Source organism: Scytonema millei VB511283 (assembly GCF_000817735.3).
GTDB lineage: Bacteria > Cyanobacteriota > Cyanobacteriia > Cyanobacteriales > Chroococcidiopsidaceae > Chroococcidiopsis > Chroococcidiopsis millei_B.
In genome coordinates, this window is the sequence record NZ_JTJC03000001.1 from 1,063,892 (window position 1) to 1,081,132 (window position 17,241).

Consider the following 17,241-nt stretch of genomic DNA (forward strand, 5'->3'; position numbering starts at 1 on the left):
CAGCAAACGCTATTCTCATTCTTTACTCAGCGCGATTTTCACTAACGATCTGCCACGATCGCGGTTGATAAAACTTACATTGACTCATCGTCCCGTCCGATTTAACGCTAAATCGAAAAGACTCAAAGACATCGAAAGTATAGATAGAGCTTTGCTTGAGTTTGACACTCATGGTATAAGTTCCAGGGGCTAAACCTAGATAAGGCATTTGCAATTGAATTTCATGTTTTCCTGGGACAATTTCAAAGAACTGCTCATCATTTTCACCGCTTAAAAACAAAACTGCTCCCGTACCACCTTCGCCACCTAATTCGGTAATTTTTAAATGCAATGTCACGTTGTCAAACTTTTGATGAGCTTTACAGCCGATACAAAAGGAAGCAGGTTCGCCACTTTTAAGCGATTCTAGAATCTTGCCTTCAACGTCTCGAAAAAATAGATGAGTGATGTCTAAGCCAAAACTTTCACCAGCAGATTTTTCTGGCAAATACATGACTTGTGCAGTTGCTTTCTTACTGTCTAAAAACAAATCTTCTTCATACTTTTCGATAACTGTTTCCGTATCGCCAGATGCAATCAATTCACCTTTGACTAGGTAGATTGCCGAGTCACATACGTTTAAAATTGCCTGGGGATTATGATTGACTAAAACAAAAGATGTTCCCTGCTGGCGTAGCTGGTGTAGTTTGCGATAACATTTGGCTTTAAACTTGATATCTCCTACAGCCAAGACTTCATCAATTAATAAGATTTCCGGTTCTGTATGAATTGCGCAGGCAAACCCTAACCGCGCTGCCATTCCCGAACTATAATTTTGCACGGGTGCGTCAATTGCATCCCAGATTTCCGCAAAGTCTATGACCTCTTGAAATCTGGCTTCGATTTCTTTGGTTGATAATCCTAAAATTGACATATTGGCATAGATGTTTTCTCGCCCCGTCAATAGCGGATTAAACCCTGCTCCTAAAGCAATCAGTGGAGCCACCCTACCCTTAAGTTTTACAGTGCCAATATCCGGCTTAATTAGACCGCTAATAATCCTTAATAGCGTGCTTTTTCCAGCTCCATTTGCCCCAACTAAGCCTAGTGCTTGCCCTCGACGCAACTCGAAATTAACGTCTTTTAGTGCCCAAAATTCTTGGGAACGCAGCGTTTCTGTTCTCTTTCCACCTATTAACTCCGTGGCGATATCTCGGACACCATAAAATAGCGATCGCCTTAAGTCTCGACAAAACTTTTTCGAGACACTTTCTACCGAAATAACGACTTCAGAATCTTGAGGTTGAATGGCAATTTCTCGATCTACTAATTCAGTCATTAGGAACTCACCCTTTCAATCACGAAAGGCATGGCGAGGCGAAATGCCACCCAGGTTAATAATAAGCCAACTAGAGTAATAATACTGGCGATCCAAAATCCCGCCGGGTCTGAGATAACTCCCGTCGTTGCTAGCTCCCGTGTTGTTACTAGTAGAGGAGTCACGGGATTCAGCCGCACCAGAAATCCAAACGTTCCTTCGCCAGGAACGGGATAAACTACCGGAGTCAAGAACAGCCAAAACCCTGTAATCATGGTCAATCCTTTTGATACATCCTGGTACAAAATCCCCAACGGCGCTAATAAAACACCGATAAATGTACCGAATAAAATCAAATGAATCAACGCCACCGGAGCCAAAATTACCGTCCAACCGACCGGAACTCGAAACCAAATAAACAATCCCACAATTAAAATTAGCTTAATCGCGAAGTTGAAAAAGACCTCACCTAACTTAGCCAACACGATCGCTTCTCGCGGAAAATTAACCTTAGCTAGCATCGGCTTAGCTACTGTTACCGCTTGTACTGGACCGTTGAGCGCTTCCACAAAAGTTTGCCACAACGCCGTACTGAACATGACATAAGCTGGATATGGTAAATCTGTCCTATCAACTGCGATCGCACCTGCATCACTAGCTAACGTAAATCCTGCTGCCATTACAATTGGGGGCAAAAAAGCCCAAATTACACCCAGAAACGACTGACGGTACTGAGCGCTAATATCTCGCACCATCAGCCGCCACGCCAATTCGCGAGAAGCGAGTAAGTCTCGTCCCATTTGCTTAAACAACTGAATCGGATGCCTTAATAAGCTTTCAGGCGTGTACACCACTTCAAACGGCATCGGATTTGAATTGAGATTTCTCTTTTGCTTCAAGTGCTTGATCCTTTATACATCTGAAGGATACTCCCGCAATAGTAACCGTTGCTAGCATTTGGCTTAAAGATCCCCCCTAGCCCCCCTTAATAAGGGGGGAACTAATAATGCCTCCTTTGTAGGAATCATTTTTTAGTTATCAATCCTAAAGGAGATGACTAATGCCCCCTTTTTAAGGGGGTTGGGGGATCTCCAAGATCTTTCCTAAAGGAGATGACTAATGCCCCCTTTTTAAAGGGATTGGGGGATCTCCAAGATCTTTGTTCTTGCGCTCCCACGATGTATTGTCTCCTAGCCCTACCTTATTATGCTGATACTGGAGTTTTCGGCAACGACTTAGCAGGCTGCTGTTGCACTTCTTGCGGATGTTGGCGAGTATGGCGATCGGTGAGATAATGGTTCAGCCTCTTCTCCATCCGCACTAGCATATTTTCTATTCGAGTCTTGCCCCTACCAAAGACATAATATTTGTTCAGCAGTGGTCTAATAATAAATACCCTGCGTCTTCCGGTTAAATATTCCGACCAACTGCGATACCAATTTTTGTGGTAGTTATCCTCGGTCAGATTCCACTTTTCGCGCAAGCGGTTTAAGCTAGTCGTACCCCAAGCATCGCTCCAACGTACCATGTAGAAAGGAATTTCGGACAATTCCAGCGGCATCCCGTTAATGTATGTGACGAGGGATGACGGCTCTAGGTAGATGGAACCTCCAGCCTCAGATACCGCTACACAAAAATCTACGTGTTCCTTTGTGTTCATCATCGCGGGGTCGAGCTGACCGCCGATTTTTTCAATTATCGCCGTGCGTACCAACATGCAATGGAACTCTGCCAAACCAGTTGGTTGTCGTTGCAGGAAGTCGCCTAAATCTGCTACACGCTTACCTTGCTTGTAAATTTTATCGTGCAAGCGCCGCGTCGGGCGATCGCCTTTGTTTTCTTCAATGACCGCAGATTCTCCACCTGCACAATGTACAATTTCGTGTAAAGCTTGACCTTGGCATACGAGGGGACTGACTACCGCAGCTCCCGTTTCCTCAGCGCATTGAACCAAATTATGCAGCCAATTTGAAGCAACGACAACATCGTTATCCATGAAGACAACGTATTCTGTATTGACTTGGGCTAAACCCAGATTTCTAGCATAATTTGGTGAAGGGTAATAATCGGTACGAATCAGTTGGAAATGTTTCTCGCGTGCTTGAGCTGCTAAGTAATCTCGGATACGCGCCGGGGAACCACCATCTACGTAAATCAACTTGAAAGGGATTGTTGTATTCTCATAGATACTTTCAAGGGACTTTTGAGTTAAACTGAAACGCTCGCGTGGTACGACTACGATAGTGACTTGTGGTTCTGCCATCTTTAATACGTCCATTTACAACCCTGTCATCTATAAAATCAATCGTTTGCAAGTCTGTCTACTTGCAAATACTTACACAAGATTGCAGAATTAGGCTACTTCCACCAATACCATACGCTAATCCGCGTAGCCTCATAAGGGTAATAACTATACAGAGTCATGTATTTGACAGTAATTCATAAAACATTTACACGGTACAGGGATTTTATGAAGTGTAGATGAATGTTTCATGAGAGTTTTTTCATAATCAACTCAAGTGTTATCGACTATACAAATGCAAGCATCGCTTCTACCAAAAGTGGTATATCCTTGGAAAGAGTTGCAGTGTACGATTTTGTCATTTGAAGGGTGACTTTGCATAATACATAAGTAGTAAATGATGTATTTGATAATTTTCGGCTATATTTTTGGCGTTCCCCAAGTATTGTTGCAGAAATTGCTATTATGCTGCTAGTCTGTTTTCTAAAGAGTTGAATCCTGCCTGTTGTATATCATCCTGTGAGGGATTACCTATTAGCGATCGCGCGTATTTTAACTTTTATTCCTTCTAGCTTTCATCGATCGAGACACTTCAAATCAACTCATAGAAACTAGGAATTGACAATGGTTGAAGCCACAATCGCTGTTGTAGTCGTCACCTATAACCGAAAGAAACTTTTAATAGAATGCTTAGACGCAATACTTGCTGGAACGCGCTTGCCAGATAAAATTATCCTTGTAGACAATGGGTCTACTGATGATACACCTAATTTTCTGAAGGCAGAAGGATATCTAACAAATCAGCTCATCGATTACATCCGCTTATCAGAAAATACTGGGGGTGCAGGTGGATTTTATCAAGGTGTAAAGTATGGATATGAAGCAGGTTACGATTGGCTGTGGCTAATGGATGACGATGCCGAACCTGAAATAGATGCTTTAGAAAAGCTCAGTCAATATCTAGATGAACCTAATGTAAGTGCTTTAGCAAATCTCAAAATCGACTTAGAAGGAGAGATATTACATCCCCATCTAGGCTTTTTCGATCGCCAGACTCATCAAAATGATTTTGATTTTGATATTGAAATTCATAAGAAGATAGAAGACGATTTAGTAAAAAAACATCAAGCTTTAGAAATAGCTTTTAGTTCTTTTGTTGGTATTCTAGTTAGTAAAAAAGCGATTGAAGAAGTAGGTTTTCCCAATCAAGAATTTTTTATTAGAGGCGACGATTTAGAGTATTGTCTTAGGTTAAACAAGGCAGGCAAAATATTGCTAGTTACTAATAGCGTTATTCTTCACAAAGAAGCTGGCGATCCAGGCGCAATTGTCAAACATTTTTTAGGAAAAATTTCTTATAGAACCAAATATAGCAGAATCTGGCTGACTTATTTTGAGACCAGAAATGCAATTTGGCTAAGAAAAAACTATGCCAGTAAAACAAGATTTTATTTTAGAACGATTAAATACTATTGTCGCTCTTTAATTGCTATTTTGCTCTTTGACGATCGCAAGTTTAAGCGCCTACAATTTCTCACGGAAGCTTATCAGGATGGTCTCAAGGGTTATTTTGATAACAATAAGCCTAAAATCTTATATGAAGAAAAACTATGATGTTTTAGCCAACTGAAGTCAAAAGCGCGTACTTTAAAAGTAAAATATCAAACTCAGTACTCGAACAATAAGTCCTTAAACAAGCTTTTATTTAGCGATTCATGCTTTCGTAGATGACTCGAAAAAATTCGGAACAAGGAGTGCTTGAATGTTCGATTACTTAATTGTAGGAGCGGGATTTGCGGGTAGCGTCTTGGCTGAAAGGTTAGCAAGTCAGTTGGGAAAAAAGATTTTAATTATCGATACGCGATCGCACATTGGTGGAAATGCTTACGATTGCTATAACGAAGCAGGTATCCTCATCCACAGGTACGGTCCCCACATCTTTCACACCAACTCTCGCGAAGTTTTCGAGTATCTTTCGCAATTTACTCAATGGCGTTCTTACGAACACCGCGTTCTTGCCAGCGTTGACGGACAACTCGTGCCAATTCCGATCAATCTCGACACGATTAACCGACTTTATGGACTCAGTTTAACCTCATTCCAGCTAGAAGAGTTTTTCGCTTCGGTGGCTGAGCCTAAAGAGCGGATCTCAACTTCTGAAGATGTGGTAGTTAATAAGGTTGGCAGGGAACTCTACGAAAAATTCTTCCGCAACTACACGCGCAAGCAATGGGACATCGATCCATCCGAACTCGATCGATCGGTGACTGCCCGCGTACCTACCCGCACGAACCGCGACAATCGCTATTTTACGGATACATATCAAGCAATGCCCCTGCATGGCTATACTCGAATGTTCGAGAATATGCTGTCTCACCCGAATATCAAAATCATGCTCCAAACTGACTATCGGGATATTGTGGGGACGATACCGTATCGCGAGATGATTTATACAGGTCCCATCGATTTATTCTTCGATTACCGGTATGGCAAGCTACCTTACCGCTCTTTGGAATTTCAGCACGAAACCGTGAATACGCCCGTGCATCAGCCAGTTGCCGTCGTCAACTATCCTAACGAACACCTATATACGCGGGTTACAGAATTCAAATACCTAACCGGACAAGAGCATCCGAAAACGAGTATTGTCTACGAGTACCCACGCGCCGACGGCGATCCATATTATCCCGTACCGCGTCCAGAAAATACTGCGCTCTACAAAAAATATCAGGCACTAGCTGACGCAACCTCTGGCGTACATTTTGTCGGCAGGTTGGCGACTTACAAGTATTACAACATGGATCAAGTCGTCGCTCAGGCTCTGACAATCTACAAAAAGCTCAAGGGGACTGGGAATAGACAATCGCCAGAACTATCAGCCACCGGCTATGCATCCCGCCGATTGTAGGGTAATTCAGCATTAATTACCTCGATTTCTTGCCGTTCTAACTCATTGACCTCACGAATGTAGGAAGTTAAAATTTGCGCCAAGCGTCGATGATAAAAGCGATGCAAGCTGTAATTGACAGTAGCAGGGAAACCGCGCCGTTTTTTATGCCTTCCCCCCGCGCCAGGATCGAAAGTTTGAATACCATTGGCGATCGCCCATTCAATCGGCTTATAGTAGCACGCCTCGAAGTGCAAGCAATCGATTTCTTGAAAACTGCCCCAATAACGACCGTAGAGGCGATCGCCCTTCGTTAAACAAAATGACATCCCCATCGGTTGACGTTTATCTGCTGTATGGTAAGCCGCCACAAACAACACGCGATGACGATAACGGGCGTGTAACTGCTCGAAAAACTTCTTGGTCAAATACTTGCTACCCCACCAGCCGAATTTATCACAGGTATCGGCATAGAAATGATACATCTGCGGAAATAAAGACTTATGGATCTCATCTCCCGTATGAGTCACCAACTCTAAGCCTGCATTTGCTACGGCTTTGCGTTCGCGCTTAATGTTGCGGCGTTGGTTGGCGTTGAAGACTCCGAGATAATCGTCAAAAGTTGCAAAACCGAGATTTTGCCAGACATAGCTGTGGTGCAACCATGTTGTAAATCCGTGTCGTTCTAATGTGGGTCGCCATGTAGGATCGACATAGAGAAAATGACATCCAGAAATATTGTGGCGATCGCAAAAATGGTCGATTGCACTCACCATCAACGCCGTCATTTCATCCTCATCTTCCCCTGGCGCAACCAAAAACCGATAGCCTTCAGCAGGGGTAAAAGGTGTCATGCCTAAGAGTTTTGGATAGTACTCTACACCGATCCTCTGTGCTAGATCTGCCCATTGGTGGTCGAAGACAAACTCACCCTGACTGTGACCTTTAAGGTACATCGGGGCAGCTGCAACCAGCGTACGATCGCGCCATATAGTTAAATGATTGGGCAGCCATCCAGCCCTAGCCGTAGCACTACCAGAAGTTTCTAGATTATTCAACCACTCCCACTCCAAAAACGGAGTTGCTAGAGGTAATGCCAAAGCATCCCATGCCAACTGGGGAATTTCAGCGATCTTATTCGTCCAGGCAACAGAATATTGCGGTTTAAGTTGTTCCACCATTATTTAGGGAGTAGGGAGTAGGGGAAGAGAGCTGAGGGAGCTGAGGGAGCTGAGGGAGCTGTAGGGCGAAGCCCTTCTCGAAGAATGGGAGCTGAGGGAGCTGAGGGAGCAAAAAACAACTGTCAACTGTCAACTGATAACTGATAACTGATAACTGTTACTTAAGTTAATCTAACTATGGCGATCGTTGCAGGCGATAGTGGAGAAATACTTCTTGTGCTTCAACTTGAGCTGATAATAGTTCCAGTCGCGGCGCTAAATTTTCTGGGAAACCCATCCCTGCCACTGGGCTAGGGGCGTTTGTTCCTCCGAGGAGTAGAGGACAGACAGTCAACCACATCTCATCAATTAAATCAACTGCCAGCATCGCCGCCACCAACTCACCCCCACCGAGAACGGCTAAGCGTTTGATTCCCAAAGAGAATAACTGCTCTAAAGCAAATCTCCAGTTGATTGTCGGGAGTCGGGAGTCGGGAGTCGGGAGTCGGTAATTGGTAGTTGCTCCCTTCTCTTCCCCAGCTCCCCCAGCTCCCTGCTCCCCCACAATCACCCGCTCAAATTCCGATCGCCCCTGCCAAAACTTCGCCCCAGCCGCAGATGCGATCAACCAACGAGGTACGGGTTGGCGAAAAAATCGCCACTGAGGATCGAGGCTGGCACTAGCAGAAGCAAGAATCTGAATTGGTTGCGATCTTTGCTGATTTTGTAGTCTTTGATGCAGTAATTTAGCACTAGTTACGCTTAAGGTTGTGCCGTAAGCGCGAAGCGTACCAGCCCCAAATAGTGTGGCATCGGCAGCAGCTATTTGTTGTTCGAGATGGAATCGATCGCGCTGGGAGGAAAAACGGGCAGGCGATCGCCTCGCATCGGCAATCTTACCATCGGCACTCATTGCCAAGATAACTGTTGTATGGGGACGACTTCGATATCGAGCCACGATCTGCTACCTAGCTTTCAATACCAGTTTTAAACAATCGAGCGTGTTGGCAACCATAGAGGAGTAAAAAACACTGTCTCTACGCTGGCAAAATCTGCCGGAAGTTCTAGCGTAAAAAGTCACGCTTTAATTAATTTTGAGTTAATGTTTAAAGATAAAATATTTCTTATGATTAGCCAACGAATCTTTTTATACAACATATATGGTAGCAGCTAGAGCTTTTAGATATGCTGTGAAAATGTCGAAAGCATCAAGAACGTCATTGAGATCGGCATCCGCAAATCTTGAAATTTGTTTTGGATGATTTGTTAAATTAGACAAAGGTTTTGACGGAATTTGCTTGGCAGCGATCGCGTTTAATGGTATTTAAATGCTAAAACTAATCTATTTGCTAGCAAGCGATTACTAGAGGGTCTTGCATCTATTTTGAGGGAGCTTCCATGGCTAAGCCCAGTCAATCCTCATTTCGTCGTATCTTACTTGCAAGAATACTGCTGCTGACCGTACCAGTATTGTTGATTGGGGAAGCGGTGACTTTCAGGAAAGCACGTTCTAGCTTGCTAGAAACTGCGCGCTGGAATTTAACTGAAAGTGCGGTGAACAAGGGAGAAAATATCAGCAACGCGATCGCGGCACTGAAATCAAATCTGCTGCTGGCAAGTCAAACCACCGTCATCCGAACTGGTTCGCCGGCACAGGCTCGGGAGTTTCTCCAACAGTTAGCGTCAACGCTGCCAAATACTCAGTGCTTGCAGGTGACTGAGATCGACACGGGTAATTTGGTAGCCAGTACTTGTGGTAATACTCAAATTGCTTCTGCTAAAGCCGATCCTGCTTGGCAACGGCAGCAAAATCAAAAAATCTCACCTTTGATTCGCGTCCAGCCACTAGTCGAAATTGACGCGCGGCGATCGCTACAGCTATCGGCAGCACTAGACCCTCAACGCTCTCTGGGACAACTACAATTAGTTTTATCGGCTCCCGTATACAACAGTAGCGGGCGATTAACCTACAGCCTCAACGTATTATCGGCACTGCACAAAAGAGAACGCGATCGACCGGGATTGCTGGCTGGCTCCACCGTCGTGATCGATCGCAACGGCACGATCTTAGCCCACCCAATTGCTAACCGCATTGGACGCAACGTCGCGCAAGAGCAAGATGCAGGACAACTACAACATCTGCTCAAAAATGCGATCGCCGGACGCACGCGCCAAGATTTTATCCACTTGTCGTTCGATCGAAACGGTCCCGACCTGCTAGCTGGCTATAACGTCATTCCCAGTCCGATCGATCGAGCCAACGGATACTGGCTGATTTTAGCCGTTACCCGTCTGGATCATGCCCTCTACGGACTGCAAGAAATTAAAGTTATCCTTGTCGTACTGACCATCGGCTTGTTAGTAGCGACCTTAATCGCCGCACTACATATCATCCGCGATTTAGCAAGACCTTTAGAAAAACTACGGGACTACGCCCTCAACCTACAAAGCCACCACGCTGCCGAGCGAGTCCCGCACAATTTCAAAGTACGCGAGGTAGAACAGCTAGCAGAAGCCTTGGAAGCAATGCTAGGACGGCTAAATGCTTCGGCAGCAGAATTAGAAACCGCTTGGCAAGAAGCCCAGGCTTCCAACCAGATGAAAAGTGAATTCTTAGCCAATACCTCCCACGAGTTACGCACCCCTCTCAATGCCATCATCGGATGTATTCGCCTCGTCCGCGATGGCTGCTGCGACGATCGCACTGAAGAACTAGAGTTTTTGGCACGGGCTGATGAGGCAGCTATTCACTTATTAGGCATTATTAACGATTTGCTCGACATTGCCAGAATTGAAGCTGGTAAACTCTCAGTCGTTACAGAAGCGCTGGATTTACGGCAAGTCTTGCGAGAAGCGATCGACCTGCAAAAGGTACAAATTCAGCAAAAAGGGCTGCAATTGATCGCTACAGAGTGGCAAGAACCGCTGCTAGTTCATGCTGATGCTGCCAAACTTAAGCAAGTGCTGATCAATGTCATCGGTAACGCTGTCAAGTTCACCGATCGCGGCAGCATCAGTGTCAAACTAGAAATTACTGCCCAACCCGTACAAGATGGTAGTACTACATTTTGGGTCACTGTGGCTGTAGAGGATACGGGACTGGGAATCGACCCGGCTCAACAACACAAGCTCTTTCGCCCCTTTGTCATGGTCGATGGCACGACTACTCGCAAGCTAGGCGGGACTGGCTTAGGGTTGGCAATTTCCCGCAATTTAATTGAATTAATGGGGGGTCGCATTGCCCTCAGTAGCCCTGGTATCGGTCTAGGGACTACTGTAGAAATTAGCTTACCATTAGTCGATCCTTTACCGTCTCCTCCCAGCATGGAGACGCAGCTATCAGAGCGATCGCACTCCACCAACGACAACAATTTTGATTTAAACGAACAGAGAGCTTTACTGGAGGATGACTTGAGAGAGAGAATTATAGAAGAATCCAAAAGACTAGACTCCATTAGCTCCGTCAAAAGTCTACAAGTTGAGGAAAACATTAATGGTAGTGGGGTGACTTGTCTTTGACAGTGATCGGTTGACAGTTATCAGTTGTCGGCGATCGATGTAGAAACATTACATATTCAACTTGTGAATTCTGGTAAGTTCTATTGTGCTGTTTGTACCAATTGAGATTTTGTTGGTAGAGGATAACTCTGGTGACGTGCAGTTAACTAAATTGGCTTTAGAAGAAAGCAAAATGTCTGTAAACTTGCATGTAGTTGAGGACGGTGTAGAAGCATTAGCATTCTTGCGAAAAGAGGGAAAGTATGCTAATGCAAAACATCCAGATATCATCTTGCTCGATCTCAATCTACCTAAGAAGGATGGGCGAGAAGTGCTAGCAGAGATTAAAGCAGACCCAAACCTCAAGCGCATTCCTGCGATCGTGCTGACAGCTTCTCAAGCTGAGGCAGACATACTCAACGCTTACAATCTCAACGCTAATTGCTACATTACTAAGCCAGTTGACTTTGACCGCTTTGTCAAAATCGTGCAGTCGATTGAAAACTTTTGGTTCACCATCGTGAGGCTGCCGTAAACCCTGCACAGTCAACTATCAGTGGCTAGTGGTTAGTGGCTAGTGGCTAGTAATTGCGACTTACGACTTCTTCCCAGTATTCCAGCAAACTTCCGACTGCTGGACAAAATTGCTATCTTTGATAATAACCATAGATATTATTAAGAATAATTAAGAGAGGTATTGTGGCTCTATACGCTGAATTGCACCGCCACTTGGGGGGTTCGGTCGTGCCTCGCGTTCTCTGGCGCTACTTCCAGCGTCACGCTGACGACAAAATCGAGCGGTTTGCTGACTATGCTGCGTTTGAAGATTTCTATACCCGTCCCCGCAACACGTTGGACGAGTATTTAGAATTGCACACTTTAGTTGAGAGCGTGCAAACGATTGAGACTTTGCCTTACTTTGTCTATCGCTTGATTCGTGGGGCGTATATTTTTGAAAATTTGGCGTACTTAGAAATTCGCTACACGCCATATTTACGCACGTCAGAGCATTTAACTCAATCCCAACGGATCGAACAGATGGCGGAGATTGTTGACGTGGTAGGTAAAGCAAGCCAACTTTCCGAATATCCGATTGTCACTAGCCAAATTTTGTGTATGCATTCGCGGCTACCTTATGAGGTAAATCGGGCAATTGTGGACTTGGCTGCCCAAAAACGAGAGTATGTTTGTGCTGTGGATGTCGCTGGTGGAGACGGACATTATGCAGAACGCCTAGAAGAGTTCGTGCAATTGTATGCCTACGCGCGATCGCTTGGTTTAAATACTACGGGACACTTATATGAAACTCCCGCAGGTTGTTATCCCGAATTGTTACCCTATCTAATGCGGATCGGTCACGGTATCCAAATTCCCCTGCTACATCCCGAACTGTTACCAGAATTAGCCAGCAGACAGCAATGTTTAGAGGTTTGCCCTACCACTTATTTAAAGACGGGAACCTTACAGGACATGCGCCAGTTGAAGTTGGTATTCGACCGTTGTTTGGACGCTGGGGTAGATATTGCCATCTGCACGGATAATGCTGGATTGCATAACGTCCGGTTGCCATTTGAGTATGAAAATCTGCTGACGTTGGATATTATTGACTTTGACCAATTGCAAGCTTGTCAAGATGCAGCCTTCCGCCATGCCTTTGCTTGGCCCTATGGCGATCGCCCAGCATCTTTACTCAATGGTTTACTCAAGCCATCGTTACCAACTGAGGTGCTGGCAATGCAGGATTAAAATTGGTAACTGGTAATTGGTAGTTGGTAGTTGGTAGTTGGTTGATGGTTGTTTTTTCTTCCCCAGCTCCCTCAGCTCCGCGACTCTCTCTTCCCCCTGCTCCCTGCTCCCTAACTATGACAATCAACAATCAAGATACTGGAATTGCAAACATATTAGCAGCCAATACCGAACTGATACAACTTGCTGATGGAATGCTGTTTGATGAAGGACCAGTTTGGGACAAGCAGCATCAACAACTCATTTTTAGCGATACTGGGGCAAACGAACATAAATCTTGGAGTGAAACTCAAGGATTGCAAACTTACCGCAAACCCAGTTATCAGCCAAATGGTAATGTGCTTGATTCTGCGGGTAATCTTTATACTTGCGAACACGAAACGCGGGCAATAAGTATTACAGATAAAGACGATCGCCGGACAATTTTATGCGATCGCTTTCAAAATCGGCAGTTCAATTCACCGAATGATTTGGAAATTAAATCGGATGGGACGATCTGGTTTACCGATCCACCTTATGGTTTGGGCGATCGAACTAAAGAGATAGACTTTAATGGTGTGTTTCGCTACGAGCCAAATACTAAAGAATTAACAGTAGTTATTCAAGATTTGAGTATGCCGAATGGCATTGCTTTTTCTCCAGATGAAACCAAGCTATATGTAGGGAACTCAGCAGCAGGCGATCGCTATATTTGGGCTTTTACAGTTAACTCCGATGGTACTCTGTCTGGGGGAGAAAAGCTTTGTCAAATTGATAACAATGATTGGGGAGCTGATGGTGTTGATGTAGATGCCAATGGCAATATTTATGCCGGTTGCGGCGATGGCGTACATATTTTTTCTCCTACAGGTCTATTACTCGGTAAAATTTTAACCCCAAGCGCGATTTCTAATTTCGCCTTTGGTGAGGAAGATGGTAAAACTTTATTTATGACGAGCGAACACGCCTTGTATCAAATTGAATTATTAGTTGCAGGTGCAGTGCGGCGATGGTGAAATGTCTGTAGTTTTGTTATTGCTTTTTACAGTCGGTAGGCAATGCCCACCTTACGAAATTTCTTTGACGTAACGCGCTCTACGTAGATTTTAACAATTAACAATTAAATACGATTTCTATAGTCATGAAAATTTTCTTGGAAACTCCTAGACTAGTTCTCCGCCAATTTACGCCAGATGATGCCCAAAACTTATTAGATTTAGATAGCGACATTGAAGTTATTCGCTATGTAGATTTAGGTATCATTAAAGGGGGTGAACCTCTAGAGAAAAGTTACGAAGACTATCAAAATAATGTTCTACCCAAATGGCTGCAATATTATCAACAATACCCAGGTTATGGATTTTGGGCAGCAATTGAAAAATCTAGTCAAGAATTCATCGGTTGGTTTCATTTACGACCAGCGTTAGACCGTCCATTTAATGTCGATTCAGGAGTATTTCATGCTGATGAAATCGACTTAGGTTATCGTTTGCGTCGAGTTTCTTGGGGTAAAGGTTACGCAACTGAAGGGTCTCGCGCCCTTGTCTCAAAAGGCTTTAATGAATTAGGGACTCAGTGCATCGTATCTTCTGCATTAGCAGATAACAGAGCTTCTAGTCGCGTGATGGAAAAAGCAGGATTAAAGTTTGAATTGAAGTACGTTCACCCAGAGATCGATCGCGAAGTGGTGAAGTATAGTTTGAGAAATCCTCATAAAAAGTGGTAGGAATACACAAAATTGGTAGGGGCGTAAAATTTGGTAGGGGCGTAAAATTAGGCAGGGGCGTAAAATTTGGTAGGGGCGTAAAATCAGGTAGGGGCGTAAAATTTGGTAGGGGCGCACAGCTGTGCGCCCCTACTTTACGAAATCCTAATTTTTTTCAGCGTTTAGCACCATTACATCTAACCGTCACCTAAATTCTTAGGAATCTCTTTAGGAATTACCCAGTAATAAATTGTAGAACCACCAGGAGTCTGCAAGGTTTTTTCTGGTTTCCAATCGCCCATATCAAACGCATGAGACACAATACGAGTGCCAGGTTTGAGCTGTTTGAATAGCTGCGGTCTCAGCTTAACATTAAGTTCGGGTAACAAATAAAGCGTCACGACAGTTGCATCGCTGAAGTCGCTTTTAAACAGGTCTTGATTGAGAAACGTCACGCGGTCTGTTACGCCTGCCTTTTTCGCGTTTTCCTTTGCTTCTTTAATCCGTTCTGGGTTGATGTCTATCCCAACTGCCTTTTTCACTTGATATTTTTGTACAGCAGTAATTGGGATGCGTCCGTCGCCACTACCAAGGTCGTAGAGCGTATCATTTTTAGTCACCTTAGCAACTTTGAGCATTTCGTCTACCGTCTCTTGGGGTGTAGGTACGTAGACGACATCTGGTTCGCGGAGTGGTGCTTGCGTATCTTGAGCAATTGTTTGAGTGTGAGCGTTAGTCTGGGTAGTGAGACTGTAACCAGTTATTCCTAAGCCAACTATACCAATGCAGGCGATCGGTAGTAGGAACAAGCGTTGTCGGCGCATTATTTTCCTTTCCTGTAGCCGTTTCCGTATAACATAATGCCATGTTATAAGTCGTAAGTTGTAAGTCGTAAGTCGTAAGTCAGAAGACAATTGACGGTTGTTAGTGTTGGCAAACGCTCCGCTACACTGCGCGAACAAGGTTTTTGATGAGTAGCTGGTGACTAAAAGTCAGAAGTTAAAAGTTAAGAATCACAACTTCCACCAACTACCAACTATCAACTATCAACTACCAACCATCAATTAAATAAGTACGCCAAGATTGAATTTTAGCTTCATCAGTAGTTTGAGGAATTGCTAAACGCCAGGTTTTTCCCTCTTTCTGAAGTTGTAAATAGACCTCGAATGGATTGTTTTCTTGCGTTATCCGTCGTTGAGAGATTTGTAAGGTGCGATCGTAAATTCCGACAATTCGATATGCTGGTAAGTTACCGATTTTGAGCTGTTGCTGTTCTTGTATTCGCAGGCGATCGATTTCTAGTTTAAGTGGTGTAGACAGGTGGAGTTTCTGACTGATTTGTTGTTGTATTTGAGATAATTGAACTGCTAAAGCTTTTTGCACCAGTTGCTCGTTCGGTACTACGATTGGAGTGCTACTACATGCTGTCAGAAATATTAGCAAGATTCCAATTAAAACGAGCGGTAATTTTCGGCACATAGAACTTGCATTCGTGGGCGATAAGAGACAGCAACTCAATTGAACTCTAGGTGTATGGAACTTTCTAGAGTTAGTATAAACTGTGGATGACTCTATCGAGCAGTCAATTATGCAAAAAAGATCCCTTGGTTTAGACGATCGCCTCTACGATTACTTTCTATCTGTTTCTCTACGGGAACCAGAAGTTTTATATCAGTTGCGGCAAGAAACAGCTAATCATCCCGCAGCAATGATGCAAATTGCTCCCGAACAAGGTCAGTTTATGGCTTTACTAGTTCAATTGTTAGGAGCAAAAAAAACTTTAGAAATAGGAGTATTTACGGGTTATAGTTCTTTGTCTGTGGCTCTAGCGCTACCTGCTCATGGTAAGATAGTTGCTTGCGATGTGAGTAAAGAATACACAAATATAGCACGGCGTTATTGGCAGCAGGCTGGAGTTGCTAACAAAATAGATTTGCACTTAGCGCCAGCAATAGAGACACTAGATCGATTATTGGCATCGGGACAATCAGAATCTTTTGATTTTGCTTTTATCGATGCAGATAAAGAAAATTATGACTGCTATTACGAGCGATCGCTTCAATTAGTTCGTCCTGGTGGATTAATTGCAATTGATAACGTTCTCTGGGGTGGAGATGTGGCTAATTTTCAAGTTCAAAATCGAAGTACTCAGGCAATTCGAGCGCTCAATGAGAAATTACATCATGATGAAAGGGTAGCCTTAAGTGTAGTACCAATTGCTGATGGATTGACTTTAGCATTAAAGCGATAGCTTCAGAAAGTAGATTCAGCCTTTTTGGATTTACTTCTAGGTGCAATTCTCAGTAAAAAATTGTCCACTTCTGCTAAAAAGTCTCCGGCTGAATCACTCTTTACATTCCCCTTAGCGTAATCTTGTTCTGCTGCTATGGCTTCCTGCAACAGTTGCTCATGCTGTTGTTGTAAAAGTCTTTTGTGTAGAATTTCTAGCAACACTGCTTGCTCATCGATTGATAAAGCTTCTACCGTTTCGATCGCCTGCTGAAACTTAGAGGGTGTTTGAAAAGTGGGTTGGGTAGTAAAAAAGCTCACTCGGTGTAAGCTGCGAATAACTAGTACACAGCACCGAGAGAGCGACATGAGTAAAGCTTATCCCAGCAACTTGACTCTTGCCCAATATGAATTTCTGAGTGACATGATTCCAGAGCCTAAACTAGGTGGTCGTCCCCGTACAGTCAATATGTGGGAGATTTTCAACGCAATTTTCTA

Annotated in this window: 19 protein-coding genes; 10 read left to right on the forward strand and 9 right to left on the reverse strand. The window is 44.0% G+C overall.

Features of this window, described 5'->3' with window-relative positions; all coding sequences use genetic code 11:
• Positions 1 to 22 precede the first annotated feature (22 nt).
• The 3 genes from QH73_RS04760 to QH73_RS04770 form a co-directional block, all read right to left on the reverse strand.
• Positions 23 to 1,318 carry an ABC transporter ATP-binding protein gene (locus QH73_RS04760; RefSeq protein WP_039715438.1) on the reverse strand — a complete coding sequence of 432 codons (1,296 nt, stop codon included), beginning with the start codon at positions 1,316 to 1,318 and terminating at the stop codon, positions 23 to 25.
• Positions 1,318 to 2,163: an ABC transporter permease gene (locus QH73_RS04765; RefSeq protein WP_039715439.1), complete on the reverse strand. Its 846-nt coding sequence runs from the start codon at positions 2,161 to 2,163 to the stop codon at positions 1,318 to 1,320. The genes QH73_RS04760 and QH73_RS04765 overlap by 1 nt, the downstream gene beginning before the upstream one ends.
• Before the next feature lie 338 nt (positions 2,164 to 2,501).
• On the reverse strand, positions 2,502 to 3,575 hold the full coding sequence (locus tag QH73_RS04770; RefSeq protein ID WP_039715440.1) for a glycosyltransferase family 2 protein: 1,074 nt from the start codon (positions 3,573 to 3,575) through the stop codon (positions 2,502 to 2,504).
• Between the two features lie 588 nt (positions 3,576 to 4,163).
• On the opposite strand from QH73_RS04770, the gene QH73_RS04775 reads away from it, so the two are divergent.
• Both QH73_RS04775 and glf read left to right on the forward strand, forming a co-directional pair.
• Positions 4,164 to 5,153: a glycosyltransferase family 2 protein gene (locus QH73_RS04775; RefSeq protein WP_039715441.1), complete on the forward strand. Its 990-nt coding sequence runs from the start codon at positions 4,164 to 4,166 to the stop codon at positions 5,151 to 5,153.
• A gap of 148 nt (positions 5,154 to 5,301) precedes the next feature.
• Positions 5,302 to 6,447 carry a UDP-galactopyranose mutase gene (gene glf / locus QH73_RS04780; protein WP_039715442.1) on the forward strand — a complete coding sequence of 382 codons (1,146 nt, stop codon included), beginning with the start codon at positions 5,302 to 5,304 and terminating at the stop codon, positions 6,445 to 6,447.
• On the opposite strand, the gene QH73_RS04785 is transcribed toward glf, so the two are convergent.
• On the reverse strand, positions 6,426 to 7,607 hold the full coding sequence (locus QH73_RS04785) for a GNAT family N-acetyltransferase (RefSeq protein ID WP_039715443.1): 1,182 nt from the start codon (positions 7,605 to 7,607) through the stop codon (positions 6,426 to 6,428). The genes glf and QH73_RS04785 overlap by 22 nt on opposite strands.
• Before the next feature lie 175 nt (positions 7,608 to 7,782).
• On the reverse strand, positions 7,783 to 8,544 hold the full coding sequence (locus QH73_RS04790; RefSeq protein ID WP_039715444.1) for a RibD family protein: 762 nt from the start codon (positions 8,542 to 8,544) through the stop codon (positions 7,783 to 7,785).
• Between the two features lie 440 nt (positions 8,545 to 8,984).
• Here QH73_RS04790 and QH73_RS04795 point away from each other — a divergent pair, with 440 nt between their 5' ends.
• The 3 genes from QH73_RS04795 (at position 8,985) to QH73_RS04805 (ending at position 12,830) form a co-directional block, all read left to right on the forward strand.
• Positions 8,985 to 11,105: a sensor histidine kinase gene (locus tag QH73_RS04795; protein ID WP_039715445.1), complete on the forward strand. Its 2,121-nt coding sequence runs from the start codon at positions 8,985 to 8,987 to the stop codon at positions 11,103 to 11,105.
• A gap of 85 nt (positions 11,106 to 11,190) precedes the next feature.
• Complete coding sequence (locus tag QH73_RS04800) at positions 11,191 to 11,619, forward strand: response regulator (RefSeq protein ID WP_374189009.1); 429 nt, start codon at positions 11,191 to 11,193, stop codon at positions 11,617 to 11,619.
• Positions 11,620 to 11,783: 164 nt separating this feature from the next.
• Positions 11,784 to 12,830, forward strand: coding sequence for an adenosine deaminase (locus tag QH73_RS04805; RefSeq protein ID WP_039715447.1), 1,047 nt, complete (start codon positions 11,784 to 11,786; stop codon positions 12,828 to 12,830).
• Here QH73_RS04805 and QH73_RS04810 read toward each other — a convergent pair.
• Positions 12,787 to 12,957: a hypothetical protein gene (locus tag QH73_RS04810; protein WP_165587616.1), complete on the reverse strand. Its 171-nt coding sequence runs from the start codon at positions 12,955 to 12,957 to the stop codon at positions 12,787 to 12,789. The two genes, QH73_RS04805 and QH73_RS04810, sit on opposite strands and share 44 nt — an antisense overlap.
• Between QH73_RS04810 and QH73_RS04815 the strand changes: the two genes are divergently transcribed.
• From QH73_RS04815 to QH73_RS04825, 3 genes are all read left to right on the forward strand, one after another.
• A complete protein-coding gene (locus QH73_RS04815) occupies positions 12,947 to 13,825 on the forward strand; it encodes an SMP-30/gluconolactonase/LRE family protein (protein ID WP_052290021.1) in 879 nt (292 codons plus the stop codon). The two genes, QH73_RS04810 and QH73_RS04815, sit on opposite strands and share 11 nt — an antisense overlap.
• Before the next feature lie 125 nt (positions 13,826 to 13,950).
• Positions 13,951 to 14,535, forward strand: coding sequence for a GNAT family N-acetyltransferase (locus QH73_RS04820; RefSeq protein WP_039715448.1), 585 nt, complete (start codon positions 13,951 to 13,953; stop codon positions 14,533 to 14,535).
• Positions 14,529 to 14,726: a hypothetical protein gene (locus tag QH73_RS04825; RefSeq protein WP_132866645.1), complete on the forward strand. Its 198-nt coding sequence runs from the start codon at positions 14,529 to 14,531 to the stop codon at positions 14,724 to 14,726. Before QH73_RS04820 ends, QH73_RS04825 begins: the two co-directional genes overlap by 7 nt.
• Here the strand turns inward: QH73_RS04825 and QH73_RS04830 are convergent.
• Entirely contained in the window at positions 14,712 to 15,338 is a 627-nt protein-coding gene (locus QH73_RS04830; protein ID WP_039715449.1) for an SAM-dependent methyltransferase, read from the reverse strand. The two genes, QH73_RS04825 and QH73_RS04830, sit on opposite strands and share 15 nt — an antisense overlap.
• Positions 15,339 to 15,564: 226 nt before the next feature.
• The gene (locus QH73_RS04835) at positions 15,565 to 15,993 is read right to left on the reverse strand and encodes a hypothetical protein (RefSeq protein WP_039715450.1); all 429 of its coding nucleotides are present in this window, start codon (positions 15,991 to 15,993) and stop codon (positions 15,565 to 15,567) included.
• 109 nt (positions 15,994 to 16,102) lie between these two features.
• Between QH73_RS04835 and QH73_RS04840 the strand changes: the two genes are divergently transcribed.
• Entirely contained in the window at positions 16,103 to 16,765 is a 663-nt protein-coding gene (locus QH73_RS04840; RefSeq protein WP_039717412.1) for a class I SAM-dependent methyltransferase, read from the forward strand.
• 2 nt (positions 16,766 to 16,767) lie between these two features.
• Here QH73_RS04840 and QH73_RS04845 read toward each other — a convergent pair whose 3' ends face one another.
• Positions 16,768 to 17,064, reverse strand: coding sequence for a hypothetical protein (locus QH73_RS04845; protein WP_039715451.1), 297 nt, complete (start codon positions 17,062 to 17,064; stop codon positions 16,768 to 16,770).
• Positions 17,065 to 17,110: 46 nt separating this feature from the next.
• Here QH73_RS04845 and QH73_RS04850 point away from each other — a divergent pair.
• Positions 17,111 to 17,241, forward strand: a 131-nt coding sequence (locus QH73_RS04850) for a transposase (protein ID WP_165587617.1), incomplete at its 3' end; no start/stop codon positions are given.